Annotated in this window: 17 protein-coding genes; 12 read left to right on the forward strand and 5 right to left on the reverse strand. The window is 47.1% G+C overall.

Features of this window, described 5'->3' with window-relative positions; genetic code table 11:
- Positions 1-26 precede the first annotated feature (26 nt).
- On the forward strand, positions 27-1,562 hold the full coding sequence (locus tag H8K33_RS08870; protein ID WP_186890662.1) for an acetyl-CoA hydrolase/transferase family protein: 1,536 nt from the start codon (positions 27-29) through the stop codon (positions 1,560-1,562).
- 253 nt (positions 1,563-1,815) lie between these two features.
- Here the strand turns inward: H8K33_RS08870 and moaC are convergent, their stop codons facing one another.
- Positions 1,816-2,337 carry a cyclic pyranopterin monophosphate synthase MoaC gene (gene moaC, locus H8K33_RS08875; RefSeq protein WP_186890663.1) on the reverse strand — a complete coding sequence of 174 codons (522 nt, stop codon included), beginning with the start codon at positions 2,335-2,337 and terminating at the stop codon, positions 1,816-1,818.
- Between the two features lie 149 nt (positions 2,338-2,486).
- On the opposite strand from moaC, the gene H8K33_RS08880 reads away from it, so the two are divergent.
- On the forward strand, positions 2,487-4,088 hold the full coding sequence (locus H8K33_RS08880) for a M48 family metalloprotease (protein ID WP_343043797.1): 1,602 nt from the start codon (positions 2,487-2,489) through the stop codon (positions 4,086-4,088).
- A gap of 94 nt (positions 4,089-4,182) precedes the next feature.
- Positions 4,183-4,482 (forward strand): hypothetical protein, encoded by a 300-nt coding sequence (locus H8K33_RS08885; protein ID WP_186890664.1) that lies wholly within the window; start codon positions 4,183-4,185, stop codon positions 4,480-4,482.
- 803 nt (positions 4,483-5,285) lie between these two features.
- On the opposite strand, the gene H8K33_RS08890 is transcribed toward H8K33_RS08885, so the two are convergent.
- The 4 genes from H8K33_RS08890 to H8K33_RS08905 are packed head-to-tail and all read right to left on the reverse strand — an operon-like array spanning position 5,286 to position 7,520.
- Positions 5,286-5,876, reverse strand: a complete 591-nt coding sequence (locus H8K33_RS08890) for a DUF2946 family protein (RefSeq protein ID WP_246443463.1) — start codon at positions 5,874-5,876, stop codon at positions 5,286-5,288.
- A 16-nt stretch (positions 5,877-5,892) separates the two neighbouring features.
- A complete protein-coding gene (locus tag H8K33_RS08895) occupies positions 5,893-6,849 on the reverse strand; it encodes a YheT family hydrolase (RefSeq protein ID WP_186890666.1) in 957 nt (318 codons plus the stop codon).
- On the reverse strand, positions 6,849-7,280 hold the full coding sequence (locus H8K33_RS08900) for a YybH family protein (protein ID WP_186890667.1): 432 nt from the start codon (positions 7,278-7,280) through the stop codon (positions 6,849-6,851). Before H8K33_RS08900 ends, H8K33_RS08895 begins: the two co-directional genes overlap by 1 nt.
- Positions 7,281-7,322: 42 nt before the next feature.
- Complete coding sequence (locus H8K33_RS08905; RefSeq protein ID WP_186890668.1) at positions 7,323-7,520, reverse strand: zinc-finger domain-containing protein; 198 nt, start codon at positions 7,518-7,520, stop codon at positions 7,323-7,325.
- Between the two features lie 208 nt (positions 7,521-7,728).
- On the opposite strand from H8K33_RS08905, the gene H8K33_RS08910 reads away from it, so the two are divergent.
- The 9 genes from H8K33_RS08910 (at position 7,729) to H8K33_RS08950 (ending at position 17,133) form a co-directional block, all read left to right on the forward strand.
- Positions 7,729-8,493, forward strand: coding sequence for an AzlC family ABC transporter permease (locus H8K33_RS08910; RefSeq protein ID WP_186890669.1), 765 nt, complete (start codon positions 7,729-7,731; stop codon positions 8,491-8,493).
- A complete protein-coding gene (locus H8K33_RS08915; protein ID WP_186890670.1) occupies positions 8,486-8,809 on the forward strand; it encodes an AzlD domain-containing protein in 324 nt (107 codons plus the stop codon). Before H8K33_RS08910 ends, H8K33_RS08915 begins: the two co-directional genes overlap by 8 nt.
- A 215-nt stretch (positions 8,810-9,024) precedes the next feature.
- Complete coding sequence (locus H8K33_RS08920) at positions 9,025-10,218, forward strand: phosphoglycerate kinase (RefSeq protein WP_186890671.1); 1,194 nt, start codon at positions 9,025-9,027, stop codon at positions 10,216-10,218.
- A gap of 72 nt (positions 10,219-10,290) precedes the next feature.
- Positions 10,291-11,721 carry a pyruvate kinase gene (gene pyk, locus H8K33_RS08925; protein ID WP_186890672.1) on the forward strand — a complete coding sequence of 477 codons (1,431 nt, stop codon included), beginning with the start codon at positions 10,291-10,293 and terminating at the stop codon, positions 11,719-11,721.
- A gap of 333 nt (positions 11,722-12,054) precedes the next feature.
- Complete coding sequence (gene fba, locus H8K33_RS08930) at positions 12,055-13,119, forward strand: class II fructose-bisphosphate aldolase (protein ID WP_186890673.1); 1,065 nt, start codon at positions 12,055-12,057, stop codon at positions 13,117-13,119.
- 143 nt (positions 13,120-13,262) lie between these two features.
- Positions 13,263-14,159 carry a phosphoribosylaminoimidazolesuccinocarboxamide synthase gene (locus tag H8K33_RS08935; RefSeq protein ID WP_186890674.1) on the forward strand — a complete coding sequence of 299 codons (897 nt, stop codon included), beginning with the start codon at positions 13,263-13,265 and terminating at the stop codon, positions 14,157-14,159.
- Between the two features lies 1 nt (position 14,160).
- Positions 14,161-14,667 carry a 5-(carboxyamino)imidazole ribonucleotide mutase gene (gene purE / locus H8K33_RS08940; RefSeq protein WP_186890675.1) on the forward strand — a complete coding sequence of 169 codons (507 nt, stop codon included), beginning with the start codon at positions 14,161-14,163 and terminating at the stop codon, positions 14,665-14,667.
- 210 nt (positions 14,668-14,877) lie between these two features.
- On the forward strand, positions 14,878-16,080 hold the full coding sequence (locus tag H8K33_RS08945; protein ID WP_186890676.1) for a 5-(carboxyamino)imidazole ribonucleotide synthase: 1,203 nt from the start codon (positions 14,878-14,880) through the stop codon (positions 16,078-16,080).
- 18 nt (positions 16,081-16,098) lie between these two features.
- Positions 16,099-17,133 (forward strand): L-threonylcarbamoyladenylate synthase, encoded by a 1,035-nt coding sequence (locus tag H8K33_RS08950; RefSeq protein WP_246443466.1) that lies wholly within the window; start codon positions 16,099-16,101, stop codon positions 17,131-17,133.
- Positions 17,134-17,239: the final 106 nt, after the last annotated feature.

The following is a 17,239-nucleotide window of genomic DNA, read 5'->3' on the forward strand; positions in this document are numbered from 1 at the left end:
ATGAATCAAATTTAGGTCAGACAAAGATGACGATTTCATCCCGCATTCAACATCCATTATTGAAACAAAAAATCATGAGCGCAGAGGAAGCTGCGATGTTGATTGAAAACGGTGATCATGTAGGAATGAGTGGATTTACCGGTGCTGGTTATCCTAAGTTGATTCCGCAAGCTTTAGCGCGTCGGATAGAGTTGGCCAATCAAGGTGAATCGAAATTTAGTATTGGCGTGTGGACGGGAGCATCAACGGCACCCGAATTGGATGGTGCCTTAGCCAAAGTGGGTGGCATTAACATGCGACTGCCGTATCAATCAGATCCAACCTGCCGTGCGCGGATTAATGCGGGTCAGATGGATTATGTCGATCTGCATTTATCTCATGTAGCACAAATTGTGTGGTTTGGTTTCTTGGGTAAGTTAAATGTCGCCGTCATTGAAGTTGCTGGTGTATTGCCGGATGGTCGCTTGATTCCATCTTCGTCAGTAGGTAATAACAAGACCTGGTTAGACCAAGCGGATAAGGTGATTTTGGAAGTCAACTCGCATCAGAGCGCAGCGCTTGAAGGCATGCACGATATTTATTATGGCACTGAGCGCCCACCGCATCGCAAACCGATACCCATGGAACACACAGGTGATCGCATCGGCGAACCGTATTTGCGCGTCGATTTGAATAAAGTGGTTGCGGTGGTTGAAACGGACTTGTCTGATCGAAATACAGAATTTAATGCACCTGATCAAACTTCAGAGAAAATAGCTGCGCACATCTTGGAATTTTTTGCGCAAGAAGTAAAAATGGGGCGTATGCCGCCAGCACTTTTGCCTTTGCAATCAGGTGTCGGCAATATTGCAAACGCGGTATTGGCTGGATTGAATCGCGGGCCATTTGAAAATCTAACTGGATTCACCGAAGTGCTGCAAGACGGCATGCTGGCAATGATCAAGTCTGGCAAGATGACTATGGCTTCGGCGACAGCATTGTCTTTGAGCCCTACGGCGAACGAGGAATTTTTACAAAACTTAGATTTCTATCGCAATAAGATCATTTTACGCCCGCAAGAAATTTCAAATCATCCTGAATTAATTCGACGCCTCGGTGTCATCTCTATGAATGGTATGTTAGAAGCCGATATTTATGGCAATGTCAATTCAACCCATGTGATGGGCACACGCATCATGAACGGAATAGGTGGCTCAGGTGACTTTGCGCGCAATGCCTATGTGTCGATGTTTATGACACCATCGACCGCCAAGGGAGGTGCGATTTCTTGTATTGTGCCGATGGTTAGTCATGTTGATCATACTGAGCATGATGTACAAATTGTCGTGACCGAACAAGGCTTAGCCGATTTGCGTGGTTTAGCACCGCGTCATCGCGCTGAATTAATTATTCAACGCTGCGCCCATCCTGATTATCGTCCTGCACTGCTTGACTATGTTCAGCGTGCGCAACACAGCGCGCAAGCAGGACATGGCGGCATGCATACGCCGCATATTCTTGATGAAGCTTTGTCTTGGCATAGTCGTTATGAGCGCGAAGGGCGCATGTTGCCTTCGGTTTGAAATTTCAACGAGAAATCCGAATGTGAATTTTGTGGAATTCCCTCCCTTCAAGGGCAGGGCTAGGGTGGGGATGGGTGTTTCGTGTTGCATTCTGCAGCTTCAATTGTACGACTTAACCCATCCCCATCCCAACCTTCCCCTTGAAGGGGAAGGAGCCAAACAAGGCGCGCTGAACTGCCAAGAAACTTATTTCGGACTACATTGTGCGAAGGTTAGAGATTACCTTTTGATAGGCATACTTAATCAGTACGTATCAATCAATAACAGCAGTCCAATCGCCCGATTTTCCACCGTGTTTTTCTAACACGCGAATATCACTCATCACCATCCCACGATCAACCGCTTTGCACATATCGTAGATGGTGAGTAAACCAACTTGCACGGCGGTGAGGGCCTCCATTTCTACCCCAGTTTTGCCATAGGTTTCCACTTGCGCCTGGCATTCAACACTATGGCTTTCTGGCACAAGTTGAAAATCCACCGTTACACGCGTCAGCGCGAGCGGATGGCATAAAGGAATCAAATCACTGGTACGCTTTGCCGCCATGATCGCGGCAATTCGGGCGATACCGATAACGTCGCCTTTCTTTGCATTACCACCTTGAATAATTGCAAAGGTGGCTGCCTGCATGCGTATTTTTCCAGCGGCAACGGCGATACGATGCGTGCTATTTTTATCACCGACGTCCACCATATGCGCTTGCCCACCTTGATCAAAATGGGTTAAGCCACCATTTAGTTCTGTGACGGAACTTGTAGAAATTTTGCTAGTCATAAATAAACACTCGATTCGATTGTGAGCGATTGTAAGTTAAGATACTCTGTCATTAAAAGGCGATAAACTCAGTCTGACTCGACCTTATGTCAAGCATAGTCACAAGTTTGTTGTAACGCATTTTTAATCTAATTCGTGATCATATCATCGTGAAAAAAGAATTCCCGCAATTTCGTTTTAAGTTGATCCAGCTCACACTCTCACTGAGTTTTGGCTGTTCATTTGTCTTGTCACCATGGGGATATGCGCAAACAGGAACAATCTCCACCGTTCCTTCGACACCTTCAAGTACGACACAAAGCGTTCCTAAAAATCAAAGCTTGCCCACCTTAGGCGATGCCGCTCGTGGCGATCTGTCGCCTATCATGGAACGTAAGATTGGTGAGCAAATTATGAGTAGCGTCAGGCGCGATCCTGATTATTTGGAAGATGGCCCGGTCATTGAATATTTAACCAAGCTGGGCAATTCTTTATTAGATAAGCGTCCAGATGCGCGTGGCGAAGAGTTCTATGAATTTGAGTTTTTTGCGGTACGTGATCCAGTCTTGAATGCGTTTGCCTTCCCTGGTGGTTTCTTGGGTTTTCATACTGGATTGATTCTGGCAGCGCAGTCTGAGTCTGAATTAGCGTCCGTTATGGGGCATGAAATTGGTCACGTCTCACAGAGGCATATTGCCCGTATGTTGGGTAACCAAAAAAATGATTATTTAATTCCAATCGCCGCGATTATTTTAGCGGCGTTGGCGGCACGTTCTAGTCCAGATGCAGCGATGGCAATGGTCATGGGTGGACAAGGTTTGGCGATACAAAGGCAATTAAGTTTTAGTAGAGATGCTGAGCGCGAGGCTGATCGTATCGGTTTTCAGATCTTAAAAGACGGTGGTTACGATACTGCGGGTATGCTAGCTTTTTTCGGACGCATGCAACATGCATCGCGTAACTACACAGATAATGGCTTGTCTTATTTACGCAGTCATCCGCTCACCGGCGAAAGGATGGCCGATATTCAAGGACGTTTGTTCGGTGAACGTTATCGTCAGCGTGTCGATGGTTTAGATTTTTATTTAACGCAAGCCCGCGTGCGCGTTTTGCAAGACAGTAAAGCGCAAGGCTTGATGGATGCGACCGTCGCATTTGACAATCAAATCAAAAATGGAAACGAGGAAAGTCGCTTGAGCGGCCAATATGGTTTGGCTTTTGTCGCCTATAAGAAAAATGATTTTCTAAAAGCTGAAAAGCTCTTGGATGCCTTAACGGCACAAATCGCGCAATTGCCAAATCAAAAGAAATGGCTAAAAGAAACCAGTGCTTTTGCGAGTTTGGCGATCGATATTGAAATGGGTAAAAAGCGCCCAGATTTAGCGGTTGCCAAAGCAAAAATTGCATTGCGTGATCTACCCTTAGCGCGTGGTTTAGCACATCAATATGCCGAAGTATTGATCGAAGCAAAAAGCTACAAAGAAGCCGAAGCATTTCTGCGTGACCAAATTAGCCTGTACCGTCGTGAGGCAAAGTTACAGCACTTATTAGCCAAAGCCTATGCAGCAGAAGGCAAGCAAGCACTACAACATATCGCCTTGGCCGAAGCCTATGCCTTAGAAGGTGCATTACCTGCCGCGCTAGCACAGTTAGAAATCGCCCGCCTTGATCCCGATGTGAAGTATTACGACTTGTCGGTGATTGACGCGCGTGAGCGGGAGTGGAAAGAAAAGCGTAAAGAGGAAATGGAAGAAGAGAAGAAGGGGAAGTAGGATAGCGCCGTTAGCATTGCCAAAGTGTTTGGTGAAATGCATATTTATCATTATGTATTTTTTAAGAGTTTTGTGCCGATGAAATGGGAAGTTCGTGCAGAAATATCAAGCGTTACTTAATGGAACCAATTTTTGGTTAAAGGACTCTGGAAAAATTAAATCCTTTGGTTATTATCAAACAGTTTACGTGGAAGCTGAAAACGTAGAAGAGGCTCAAGATAAAGCCATTGATATTTCGATTAATGGGTTAGCCGAAGAAATTCAAAATCCTGACAGCGAACCGCTTGTCGTTCAGGTCAGTAAATTAATATCAGTGCAACAGTTCCCAGAGGGCGAGATAAATGTGGGTAGAACATTTTATATTGAAAAGAAGTGGTGGCAATTTTGGAAATAAAGTGTTCAACTAAATACTCAAGTTCGCTCCATTTATCGCCATCGGACTTCGTTAGGCCGTTATGAAACAACACAGGCTTTTCTCAATAGTGGTCGCAATCATTTCTGCGGGTTGGTTAATCCCGCTGTGGCTTGGTGTAGATACGTATATGTCGTTTTGGCATGCCGAGGTGTTGCCACGTTTGCTTGGGGAGAGCCCTGCTAATTCGTTTCCCTACATTGCTTTCGCGGCGAGTTGCTTCAAGGTCGCCTTTCTTTGGCTTGGACTGGTTATATGTTTCTGGGCTTACTGGGCATTTAGCACCAACTTTGGTCGGCGTGCGGTTTACGAATCCATTGACGCCGAACCCGCATCAGGGCGGCTTAATTCAAGCGATAAAAATTGATTGTACAAATCTGATTCATAGAAATACTGACAAACAACGCAGCCGGAACGATAACGATTAAACCCAAGGAAACTTCAAGCCGAGGGCTGCGGAAGTCCGGTTTGCAGCGGCCGTTGGCAACAGCCAGTGTCGTTTAGCAAGCTAACCAAATCCGCCTTTTGCAAAGCCATTTCCTGCCAACCTATTCGCGCAATGATCTTGAATGGTGATACACTTCCGGTAGGCGCTTCCATAAACGCGAGCAAACGCTCTTCAACCCGGTAAGACGCAATCACATCGTAGCGCCGTATGAAGCTTGATTATGGGGGCCAATGATTTTCTTCGCTTTTTTGTTCGATAAATAAATTGCTTTGCCGTTGATCGAACAATCTTCGGTCGGTGCAATACGCCTTTGGCTATTGCACCTTACTTATTATTGTCAATTATTCTCAGGCAAGCGAGGTTGCTGACAATAAGCAACCTCTAACATCAAGCTGATTAAATCACTTTTTTCTAAACGAACTTCCTGATCTCTTATCCGCGCAGAGATGGTGAATTCTGAAACCGCTTCCGCTGATGCTTCCATGAATTCAAGTAAGCGAGTCTCACTCAAGGGCAACTGATTTTCTGTGAGTGTCTCTAGAAATAAAGCGATATCTCTATCGTCAAGTTGAGATAGAAATTGGTCGGCCAGACAAACAATATTCCCATCATCCAAAATCCAGACGCGTGTCGCTGCGGGCATGATTTGTCCGGTATGTAAGCGCCATTGATTGTCAGGCAAAATCTGAGCGATATAAGGCGTTGCTGCTAAATCGACATAGACTTTTTGCGGGCCATTTTGAAAGTACCAATTGCCATTACCATCGCACAGATAATTGCGATTGATAAAACCTTGCAATGTGGGGTTGCGAATAATATCGCCTGCCAAGTTCAAAGCTTGTGCGCGTTCGTCGCGCATACGCCAATTGCCGCGTGCATCGAGTGCTAACCAGCCGTAGCAATGCGGTACATTTGGCCATTTGGCCATGGCGGCTGCAACGATGTCATCCATATGCTTGAAGGTGAGTGATGATTTTTTCAGGTAACCAATCTAACTTGCCTGGGAAGCTTCCCTGCGCAAAGCCCACGTGACCACCGTGTTGTGGGTAGTCGAGTGTGACATAAGTTGATGCGACTTTGGGTAAAAATTGCGCTGGCATAAACGGGTCATTTTGCGCGTTCAACACCAAGGTCGGCACCTGAATATCATTTAATACCAAACACGCACTGGCACGATGCCAATAGTCATCGACATCGCGATAGCCGTGCAAAGGTGCGGTCACGACATTGTCGAACTCGTATAAGTTTTTTGCACTGAGCATGCGCTCGCGATCAAATAGCTTGGGGAATTGCGTGAGCTTATGCAGACATTTTGGCTTTAAAGTCTGTAAGAAATTTTTTGTATAAATGTGATTAAAGCCACGCGATAAAGTGGCACCGCTATTGGTCAGATCTAGCGGAGCGGAAACTGCACAAGCTGCATCGACGATGCTGGCGCTTGATTGCGATTCACCTAACCAACGTAGCAAGGCATTGCCGCCTAAGGAAACGCCACTGGCAAAAAACTTGGCTTGCGGATTCGCTGCTTTAAATTCGCTATGCAAGCGACGGATGATCCAGTTGATTTCTTGCGCATCGCCAGAATGATAAAAACGCGGTGCTTGATTCGGCTCGCCTGAGCAGCCACGGAAGTGGGGCACGGCACCTGACCAGCCAAGTGCTTTGAGCTGGTGCATCAAAGCACGTGCATAGTGGCTATTGCTGGAGCCTTCTAAACCATGAAACAACACCAGAAAGGGCTTGCCCGCTTCGCCATCGAGAAAATCGATGTCGATAAAATCCTGATCTGGTGTGATCCAGCGTTCGCGCCTGAGTGCTACTTCAGGTTTTTGCATTAAGGTCGCTGGATAAATTGTTTGTGCATGGCCGCCAGTTAGCCACCAAGGGGAAGAATAATGCATCAGTGTAAAACGTCGCCTTTGGATAGGTCGACAGGTGCGGGCCCGGCAGCGACGGAAGCGTGATGCATGGCAATGCGCCAGCCACGCGGCGTTTTGACATAGACATTGGTGGCAATGATATGCACGTCTTGGGCGATCTGATCTTTCGGGTGGAATTCTTCGATCAAGCTATGCACGGCTGTCAGCAAATTATGCATCGTGTGCAATTGACGCGTATGAATGTGCACACTACCGTTTTCGAAGATCGCTTCCCATGACGCGCGGATATCCGCATGGCCGATTAAGCGAGATGAGTTTGGATGAACGCAAACAATTTCTTCATCTTCTGCCCAGAGCGCCATCATGCCGTCGAGATCGCCGCGTGCAATTGCATCGTAGAAGGCGATTTCGACTTCATCGGCACTACCATTGAGTTGCTTCTTGGCGGGCATGGATACTTTCTGTGAGGCGCTTGATGTTAGGTTCGCCGCAAATTAATGTGCTTTTAATACAGTTCCTGGTGCTAACTTATAAACCGTGCCGCAGTAGGAACATGTTGCGGAATCACCATGGGACAAATCCAAGTAAACGCGAGGGTGTGATGACCATAAAGGCATTGCAGGATTAGGGCAGTGTGCTGGTAAGTCGCTTGCTTGCAATTCGACCGCTGGTGTTGATGGTTTATTAGACATGTTTTGCTCCTCAAAGAGTGAATTTACTTTAGCGCATGATTTTAAAGGATTTCATCAGGTTTGCGTTGAGCGATTGCCTGCTGCGGTTTGATTTGCTTTGAGTTTGAGCAAGCATTTGTCCATCGCGTTACAATATCTACCTTGCAGCGTTTGCCTGCAACTATTCGCTCCCCACTGTTTTTCTTCAGCCGCATTTGCGTTTCTTATTATGTTAAAAGATTGGAATTCACCTATTTACCGTGAAGGTTTTAGGGCTTGCGCACCATCCTTGTTTGGTATGGGTGCTTGGGGCATGGTAGTTGGGGTTGCGATGATCAAGGCTGGTTTGAGTTTACCGCAAGCGCTGGGCATGACTTTGCTGGTGTTTGCTGGTTCTGCGCAATTGGCAGCATTGCCACTGATCGTTGCGAATGCGCCGATTTGGGTGATATTCGCTACCGCATTAATTGTCAACTTGCGCTTTTTGATCATGTCAGCATTGATCGCGCCACGCTTTGCGCATCTGCCGTGGTTGCGTCGCACTTTATTAGGATTTTTGACTGGTGATTTAACCGTTGCTTTGTTCATGCAACGATTTCCAACTATGTGGCAAACGCCTGCGGAAGAACGTGATCAGGTGCTGTATTTGCATGGTTTAGTGGTGCCCAATTGGATAGTTTGGCAGGTCGGTTCCATTTTAGGAATCTTGGCAGGTAGCCAAGTACCGACGCATTGGGGTCTGGGCTTTGCAGGTACTTTGGCGATTCTTTGCATTTTGTTGCCATTAATGCGTAATCGCCCTGGCTTTATCGGTGTGGTCGTAGCTGGTGCGGTGGCTGTTGCTGCTCATGATTTGCCGTATAAATTAGGTTTGTTACTTGCTGTGTTGATTGGTATGGCGGTTTCAATGTGGATAGAAGAGCATATGGATGTCGCTGTAACGCCTGAGGCTAGTGCTTCCGGATTAGAACGACAGGAGAAGCGCGATGAGTGATTTAGAAATTTGGATTGTGATCATTCTGTTGACAGTTGCAACGGTGATTGATCGTAGTGCATTTTGGGTGGTTGGTCACCACATCAATTTACCCAAGCGCGTGCAAGAGGCTTTGCGATATGCGCCAAGTTGCGCATTAGCAGCGATTGTTGTGCCGGATTTTTTTATTAACGATAATCAAATTGTTACCAGTTGGCATAATCCCAAGTTGATTGCTGGTGTCGCCGCTTCTCTATTTTATCTTTGGAAAAAAGATATGCTCTTAACTATTATTTTTGGTATGGGTGTATTTACTTTGATTCGTCTCTATTTTTGATCTGAGAGACAAATTCTTATATTGCATAAAATGCCAGAAGGGCGAGAAAAATCGTGATTCGGGCTGCTGATTTGGTAAAATACGCGATTAATTTAAAAAATCCCGAAATTCCTAGTTTGCCAACGCGGATGTTTATTGTGTGAAGTGCAAGCGGCATTGGAAATTCGGAGTTTTACATCTCGATTTAATTCCTTCTCATCTTAACTGGTCCTGCTATGCAATTTAATCGTCTGAGCGATCTCATCGCTGCTAATAAACTCCAAGCTCAACGTGTCTTTATTCGTGCAGATTTGAATGTTCCGCAAGATGATGCTGGCAATATTACGGAAGACACGCGTATCCGCGCTTCTGTGCCAGCGATTCAACAAGCTTTACAAGCAGGTGCAGCAGTGATGGTGACATCACATTTGGGCCGTCCGACTGAAGGTGAATTTAAGCCAGAAGACTCTTTGGCACCAGTTGCTAAACGCTTGTCAGAGTTGTTAGGTGTGACGGTTGAACTCAAACAAAACTGGGTCGATGGCGTTGAAGTTGCTGCAGGTCAGGTCGTCTTGTTGGAAAACTGCCGTGTCAACAAAGGCGAGAAAAAGAACGATGACGCACTTGCGCAAAAAATGGCAAAGCTGTGCGACATCTACGTCAATGATGCCTTCGGTACTGCGCATCGCGCTGAGGCCACAACTCACGGCATCGCGAAATATGCACCTATCGTTTGTGCTGGTCCTTTGCTCTCTGCTGAACTGGATGCTTTAGGTAAAGCACTCGGCCATCCGGCGCGTCCATTGTCCGCGATTGTGGCGGGCTCTAAAGTATCGAGTAAATTAACGATCTTGAAATCGCTGGCAGAAAAAGTTGATCAACTCATCGTTGGCGGTGGTATCGCGAATACCTTCATGTTGGCCGCTGGTTTGAAGATCGGTAAATCTTTGGCGGAAGCCGATTTGGTTGGCGAAGCAAAAGCCATCATGGACATGATGGCAGCGCGCGGCGCGATTGTGCCTATTCCAACGGATGTTGTGTGCGCGAAGGAATTCTCTCCAACGGCTGTCGCTACAGTCAAAGCCGTTGCAGATGTGCAAGACGATGACATGATTCTCGATATCGGCCCAGAGACAGCGCAAGTGTTAGCTGCACAAATCCGTCAAGCTGGCACCATCGTTTGGAACGGCCCAGTTGGTGTGTTCGAATTTGATCAATTCGGTAATGGCACCAAAGTTTTGGCTGAAGCCATTGCGGATTCCAATGGTTTCTCCATTGCTGGTGGCGGCGATACTTTAGCAGCGATTGCCAAGTACAACATCACAGAAAAAATTGGTTATATCTCGACTGGTGGTGGCGCTTTCTTGGAATTCTTGGAAGGTAAGACATTGCCAGCGGTAGAAATTTTGTTGCAAAGAGCTGCTCAGTAATCTGCGCCTTTGCGGCAAAAAAGATTTTTAGTTTAAGCCCGACCTTGTAAAAATTATCCATCAGGAGATTCAATGTTACGCGGAACCAAAATTGTAGCGACAGTAGGCCCGGCATCCAATGATTTGGATACTTTAGTGAGTATGTTGAAAGCTGGTGTGAATGTAGTGCGTTTAAACTTTTCACACGGCAAAGCACAGGACCATATTGATCGCGCAAATTTGGTGCGCCAAGCCGCCGAGGTTTGCGGTATTGAAATCGCGATTATGGCGGATATGCAAGGTCCAAAAATCCGTATTGGTAAGTTTGAAAACAGCAAGATTCAAATCGAAAACGGCGATAAATTTATTCTGGATGCGGATTGCACATTAGGGAATCAAGAACGTGTTGGTCTTGATTACAAAGCCTTGCCACGTGATGTGAAGCCAAAAGACGTGTTGTTGTTGAATGATGGCTTGATCGTTTTGATCGTTGATAAAGTCATTGGTAATGAGATTCACACCACGGTCAAAATTGGTGGTGAGCTGTCGAATAATAAGGGCATCAATCGTCAAGGTGGTGGCTTAACTGCGCCGGCATTGACAGCGAAAGATATGGAAGACATCAAAACGGCGATGTCTTTTCAAGCCGATTATCTGGCAATTTCGTTCCCGAAAAACGCCACTGATATGGAAATGGCGCGTCAACTCGCGAATATCGCAGGCGAACCATACAACCATAAACCGATGTTGATCGCGAAGATAGAGCGTGCGGAAGCGATCCCAGCATTACAAGAAATTCTCGATGCTTCAGATGGCATTATGGTTGCTCGTGGTGACTTGGCGGTGGAAGTTGGTAATGCCGCCGTTCCCGCTTTGCAAAAACGCATGATCAAAATGGCACGCGCATCGAATAAATTGGCAATTACAGCGACCCAAATGATGGAGTCCATGATTGTGAACGCTGTGCCAACCCGTGCTGAAGTTTCCGACGTTGCGAACGCGGTGTTGGATGGCACCGATGCAGTGATGTTGTCGGCAGAAACAGCGTCCGGTAAATATCCTATCGAAACGGTAGAAACCATGGCAGCGATTTGCTTGGAAGCTGAGAAGTTCCAAGAGTGCAAATTAGATGCAGATTTTTTGAATTTGCAATTTACCCGTATCGACCAATCCATAGCCTACGGTGCTTTATTTACGGCACATCATTTGCGCGTGCAAGCGATCGCTGCCTTGACGGAATCTGGTTCGACAGCTTTGTGGATGAGCCGCCAAAGTATTGACGTGCCTTTGTTTGCGTTGACGCCAAGTGTTGCAACGATGCGTAAAGCCGCTTTGTACCGCAATGTGCAGACATTTAAATTGCCATACAACCCAGACCGTGATTTGGTGTTGAAAGAAGCAGAGAATGTCCTGCTCGATAAAGGTGCGGTGAAGAAAGGCGATTTGATCGTCGCGACTTGGGGCGAGCAAATGGGTAAAGTCGGTGGCACCAATGCAATGCGGATAGTGAAGATCGGCGAATGAAGCCGCTATAAATCCAATTGTAGGGCGCATTGCGTCGTTGCAAAGCCTCGCAATACTAAAGTATTGCTGCGTTTTGCGCCTAGCACTGCATCCCTAAAATTGAATTTCTAGAGGCTTCATAAAAATGTATGTAATTTGAAAACGATTCAAAATTCGTAAAGTCCCAAAGCCACAAGCTTGTTGAGGCGCTGAGTAAGCGTAGCGAGCGGGCAAAGTTTGAATTAAGAAGCGCAACCGTACTTAAGTACGGTGAGCATCGCAGATTCAAAATCTGCCCGCGCAGTAGCTTAATCAGTGTCTCAAAAGAAGATTTTTTTATTTGGAGTAAAAACTATGTCTCTCGTATCTATGCGTCAATTGTTGGACCATGCTGCTGAAAATGCGTATGGTATTCCAGCGTTTAATGTGAACAATTTGGAACAAGTAACAGCGATCATGGAAGCGGCGAATGAAGTCGGCGCGCCGGTGATTATGCAAGCTTCTGCTGGCGCACGTAAATACGCTGGTGAAGCTTTCTTGCGTCACTTGATTTCTGCTGCGGTGGAAGCGTATCCGCATATCCCAGTTGTTATGCATCAAGATCACGGTCAGTCGCCAGCGGTTTGTATGGCGGCGATCAAGTCTGGTTTTACTTCCGTGATGATGGACGGTTCCTTGATGGAAGACGGTAAGTCTGTCGCTAGCTACGAATATAACGTTGCTGTATCAAAAGAAGTGGTGAAATTTTCTCACTCTATCGGTGTAACGGTAGAAGCAGAACTCGGCGTATTGGGTTCCTTGGAAACCATGATGGGCGACAAAGAAGACGGTCACGGTGCAGATGGCAAGATGACGCGTGAACAGTTGTTGACAGACGTTGATCAGGCGGCAGACTTCGTCAAACAAACTCAGTGCGATGCTTTGGCGATTGCGATTGGTACTTCACACGGTGCGTATAAATTCTCTCGCAAACCTACTGGCGATATCTTGGCGATAGACCGCATCAAAGAAATTCACACACGTATTCCTAACACGCATTTGGTCATGCACGGTTCCTCTTCTGTACCACAGGAATTGCTCGAAGAAATTCGTCAATTCGGTGGCGACATGAAAGAAACCTATGGCGTGCCAGTCGAAGAAATCGTGATTGGTATCCAAAACGGCGTACGTAAAATCAACATCGATACCGACATCCGTTTGGCAATGACTGCTGCGATCCGTCGCTACATGTTTGAAAATCCAAGCAAGTTTGATCCACGCGATTACTTGAAGCCAGCACGCGAAGCCGCGAAATTGGTATGCAAAGCACGCTTCCTGGCATTTGGTTGCGAAGGTCAAGCCGCGAAGATCAAGCCGTTGACTTTGGAAAAAGTTGCAGAGCAATACAAGTCAGGTGCTTTGGCGCAGCTTGTGAAATAAGCGTTCTTGATTGAATTTAGATCGAAGTAAACCGGGCGCGTGGTGCGCCCCGCGGGGAGTTTCAAAGGTAGTTTGTTGATGCGTTTTACGTATTGATGAACAACTGATGAATCTCCCTTCAGCATTTTTTTTGAGACCACATTATGACTACGCAAATAAACTCCACTTTACATTCGCTACCACTGTTAGGTCGTGGCAAAGTCCGTGATAACTATGCCGTTGGCGAAGATAAATTGTTGATCGTGACGAGCGATCGCTTGTCCGCATTTGACGTGATCATGAATGAAGCGATTCCTGATAAAGGTCGTGTGCTCAATCAAATGGCCAATTTCTGGTTTGAAAAACTTGGTCACGTTGTGCCAAATCATTTGACAGGGATTGATCCTGTTTCTGTGGTGGCACCCGATGAAGCAGAGCAAGTACGTGGCCGCGCAGTGGTCGCTAAGCGCTTGAAACCTATCATGGTCGAAGCCGTAGTGCGTGGCTACATCATTGGCTCAGGCTGGAAAGACTATCAAGAAACAGGCGCAATCTGCGGCATCCAATTGCCAGCAGGTTTACCCCAAGCTGCTAAATTGGACGCTCCGATTTTCACACCAGCGGCAAAAGCCGAAATGGGCGAGCACGATGAAAACATCAGCTTTGCTGAAATGGAAAAACGCATAGGCGCAGAACTCGCTGCCAAGATGCGCGATATCAGTATTCAGCTCTACACCGAAGCGGCAAACTATGCAGCGACACGTGGCATCATCATCGCCGATACCAAGTTTGAATTCGGTCTCGATGACAATGGCGTATTGCATTTGATGGATGAAGTTTTAACAGCAGACTCTTCACGTTTCTGGCCTGCAGATTCTTATGCGACTGGCATTTCTCCGCCATCCTTCGATAAGCAATTTGTACGCGATTATTTAGAAACGATTACGACGTGGAATAAGACTGCACCTGCGCCAACTTTACCAGATGAAGTCGTACAAAAAACCGCAGCGAAATACCGTGAAGCCTTAGAGCGCTTAACGGGTGAAAGTTTGAAGGCGTAATATGAGTGACGCAACATTAAATGCAGCGCCGATCATCGGTGTCGTGATGGGGTCTTCATCCGATTGGGATGTGATGCAACATGCAGTGAATATGCTGAAAGAATTCGGCATTCCTTTCGAAGCGCAAGTTGTTTCTGCTCATCGCATGCCAGATGAAATGTTCACCTATGCTGAAACAGCGCGCAGTCGTGGCATACGCGGCATCATCGCTGGTGCTGGCGGTGCGGCGCATTTGCCAGGCATGATTGCAGCGAAAACCATCGTGCCAGTATTTGGTGTGCCTGTGCCATCTAAGTATTTGCGTGGTGAAGATTCATTGCTGTCTATCGTGCAAATGCCGAAAGGCGTACCGGTCAACACCTTTGCAATTGGTGAAGCGGGTGCGGGTAATGCAGCCTTGGCAGCGATTGCGATGTTAGCGACGACTGACGATGCAATGGCAGCCAAGTTAGAAGCCTTCCGCGCCAAGCAAACACAAGTTGCGCGGGATATGCATTTGCCTTTGTAATACTGGGGCAAGCGCTTTTGATGTTTTTTCAGAGTTCGTATTTTTCAGGACTTTGGCAAATAAAGTAGGGTGCGCCATGCGCACCGTTTTATTTTAGTTTTTGATTGACGATGGTGCGCATGGCGCACCCTACCAGATACTGTTTTGTGTCAGTCTTATTCGTTTTAAATCGCATTTAATTTGTATCGCACCAGTATGGAAAATCCAACGATGTCCTCTTCATCAATCAACAACTCTCCGCAATTTCCAAATACCAAATCCAGCATGTTAGGCATGGTCGGTGGTGGACAATTAGGACGCATGTTTGTGCACGAAGCGCAGGCTTTGGGTTTTCAAGTGATGGTGTTAGAGCCTGAAGCTGGCAGCCCTGCAGCCCATGCTGCGGATGCGCATATTCAAGCCGCCTATGATGATGCGGCTGGCTTGCAGCAACTCGCAGACGCTTGTTCTTCGTTCACGACCGAATTTGAAAACGTCCCTGCAGCTAGTTTGGCAAAACTTGCAGAAACTGGTTTTGTCGCGCCAAGCGCCGCTTGCGTTTCGATTGCACAAGACCGTATAGAGGAGAAAGCATTCTTCACTCGTTGCGCACCACAAACGGGCATCTTGCCAGCACCGCATGCGATTTTGCGCACAGCGGATGACCTTAATCATGTCAGTGCAGATTTATTCCCAGGGATTTTGAAAACTGCGCGCATGGGTTATGACGGTAAAGGTCAGGTGCGCGTGAAATCCATAGAAGAGTTACGCGCGGCTTTTGCGAATCTCAACGGCGTAGTTTGCGTGCTTGAAAAAATGTTACCGCTGGCATATGAAGTTTCGGTGTTGGTCGCGCGTGGTGCAGATGGTCAGGCGGTCGTGTATCCGATTGCAGAGAATGTGCATCGTGATGGTATCTTATTCACGACCACGGTACCTAGTCCGCATGTTTCAGCGGAAGCTGCTTTGAAAACGCAAAACGCGGCATTGAAACTGATTGCTGATATCAATTATGTTGGTGTGCTCTGCATAGAATTTTTTGTCTTGCAAGACGGTTCCGTCGTCGTCAATGAAATGGCACCACGTCCACATAATAGTGGGCATTACACGATAGACGCTTGCGTAACCAGTCAGTTCGCGCAGCAAGTGAGAGCGATGGCGCGTTTGCCTTTGGGCGACGTACGTCTGCATTCACCCTGTGTGATGTTGAATATTCTTGGTGATATTTGGTTTGACGATGTTGAACAAAATACTGAACGTCAGCCAGCTTGGGATAAAGTTTTAGCCTTGCCATCAGCGCATTTGCATTTATACGGTAAGGCAGAAGCACGCCGTGCGCGCAAGATGGGGCATATCACTTTCATCGCACCCACATTAGAACAAGCGCAAGACGAGATGCGCCAAGCTTGTGAAATCCTCGGCATCGCTGTTTGATCAAGACTGAGGTTGAGATTGGATTCTTCTGAACAAATCCTTGCCGCAGCACGTGCTTTAGAGCAGGGCGCATTAGTCGGCTTTCCGACGGAAACCGTGTACGGCCTCGGCGCGGATGCTGAGAATATCGAGGCAGTCGCAAATATTTATAAAGCTAAAGGCCGCCCCTCGAATCATCCAGTGATTGTACATGTCGCACCGGAGGCTGATATTGCGTACTGGGTGAAAGAAATCCCCGCACCAGCGCAAGCATTAATCGACGCGTTTTGGCCCGGTCCTTTGACTTTGATTTTAAAGCGAGCAGAACAAATTCCAGATGCGGTTTCTGGCGGCCAGGATTCTATCGGCATTCGTTGCCCATCACATCCCGTCGCCCAAGCTTTATTGCGTGCTTTTAAAGGTGGTAAGGGCGGCGTAGCCGCACCATCGGCAAATAAATTTGGGCACGTCAGTCCAACTAAAGCCGAACACGTCTTAGAAGAATTTCCCTCTGAAGTAGCAAATGGCATGATAGCGGCAGTGCTCGATGGCGGGCAAAGCGATGTCGGCATAGAATCCACCATCGTTGATATGAGCCGCTTAACGACGCATGGCCCCGTCTTGCTGCGCCCGGGGCATATTACTGCAGCACAATTAGAGCAGGTGCTGGGCATGTCTGTAAATGCGCCGGATCAAGCAGCACCGCGCGCATCCGGCACTTTGGAAGCGCACTACGCACCAAGCACGCCAGTTGCTTTGGTCGCAGTTGATGCTTTAGACCATACGATTGCACAATTACTTGCGGCCGGAAAACGAGTCGCCATCATGGCTTATGAAGCGCATCGTGAAACCAGCGGCTTGCAAGCCTGGCGTCAATTGAATAATGACCCTGTTTCTTATGCGCACGACTTGTACGCTGATCTACGCGAACTTGATCACGTCAATGCTGATATTATTTTGGTTGAGGCCTTGCCACTTTCCAGCGAATGGCAAGGTGTGAGTGATCGATTGCGCCGAGCTGCGTTTGATTCACAAGGGGTGTTGCAAAAGCTTTTGAGCGAGAAATTAGCTTAAACCCAGATTTTTCATTAGGTGCACCTTTAGTGCTATTTGTGTGCTGATGTTTCATTCGCGACAAAACTGTCTCAAAAAGTGCATCCATCATCATTACAAATCCTAA

This window comes from Affinundibacterium amnicola (genome assembly GCF_014284275.1).
GTDB classification, from domain to species: domain Bacteria; phylum Pseudomonadota; class Gammaproteobacteria; order Burkholderiales; family Burkholderiaceae_D; genus Undibacterium; species Undibacterium amnicola.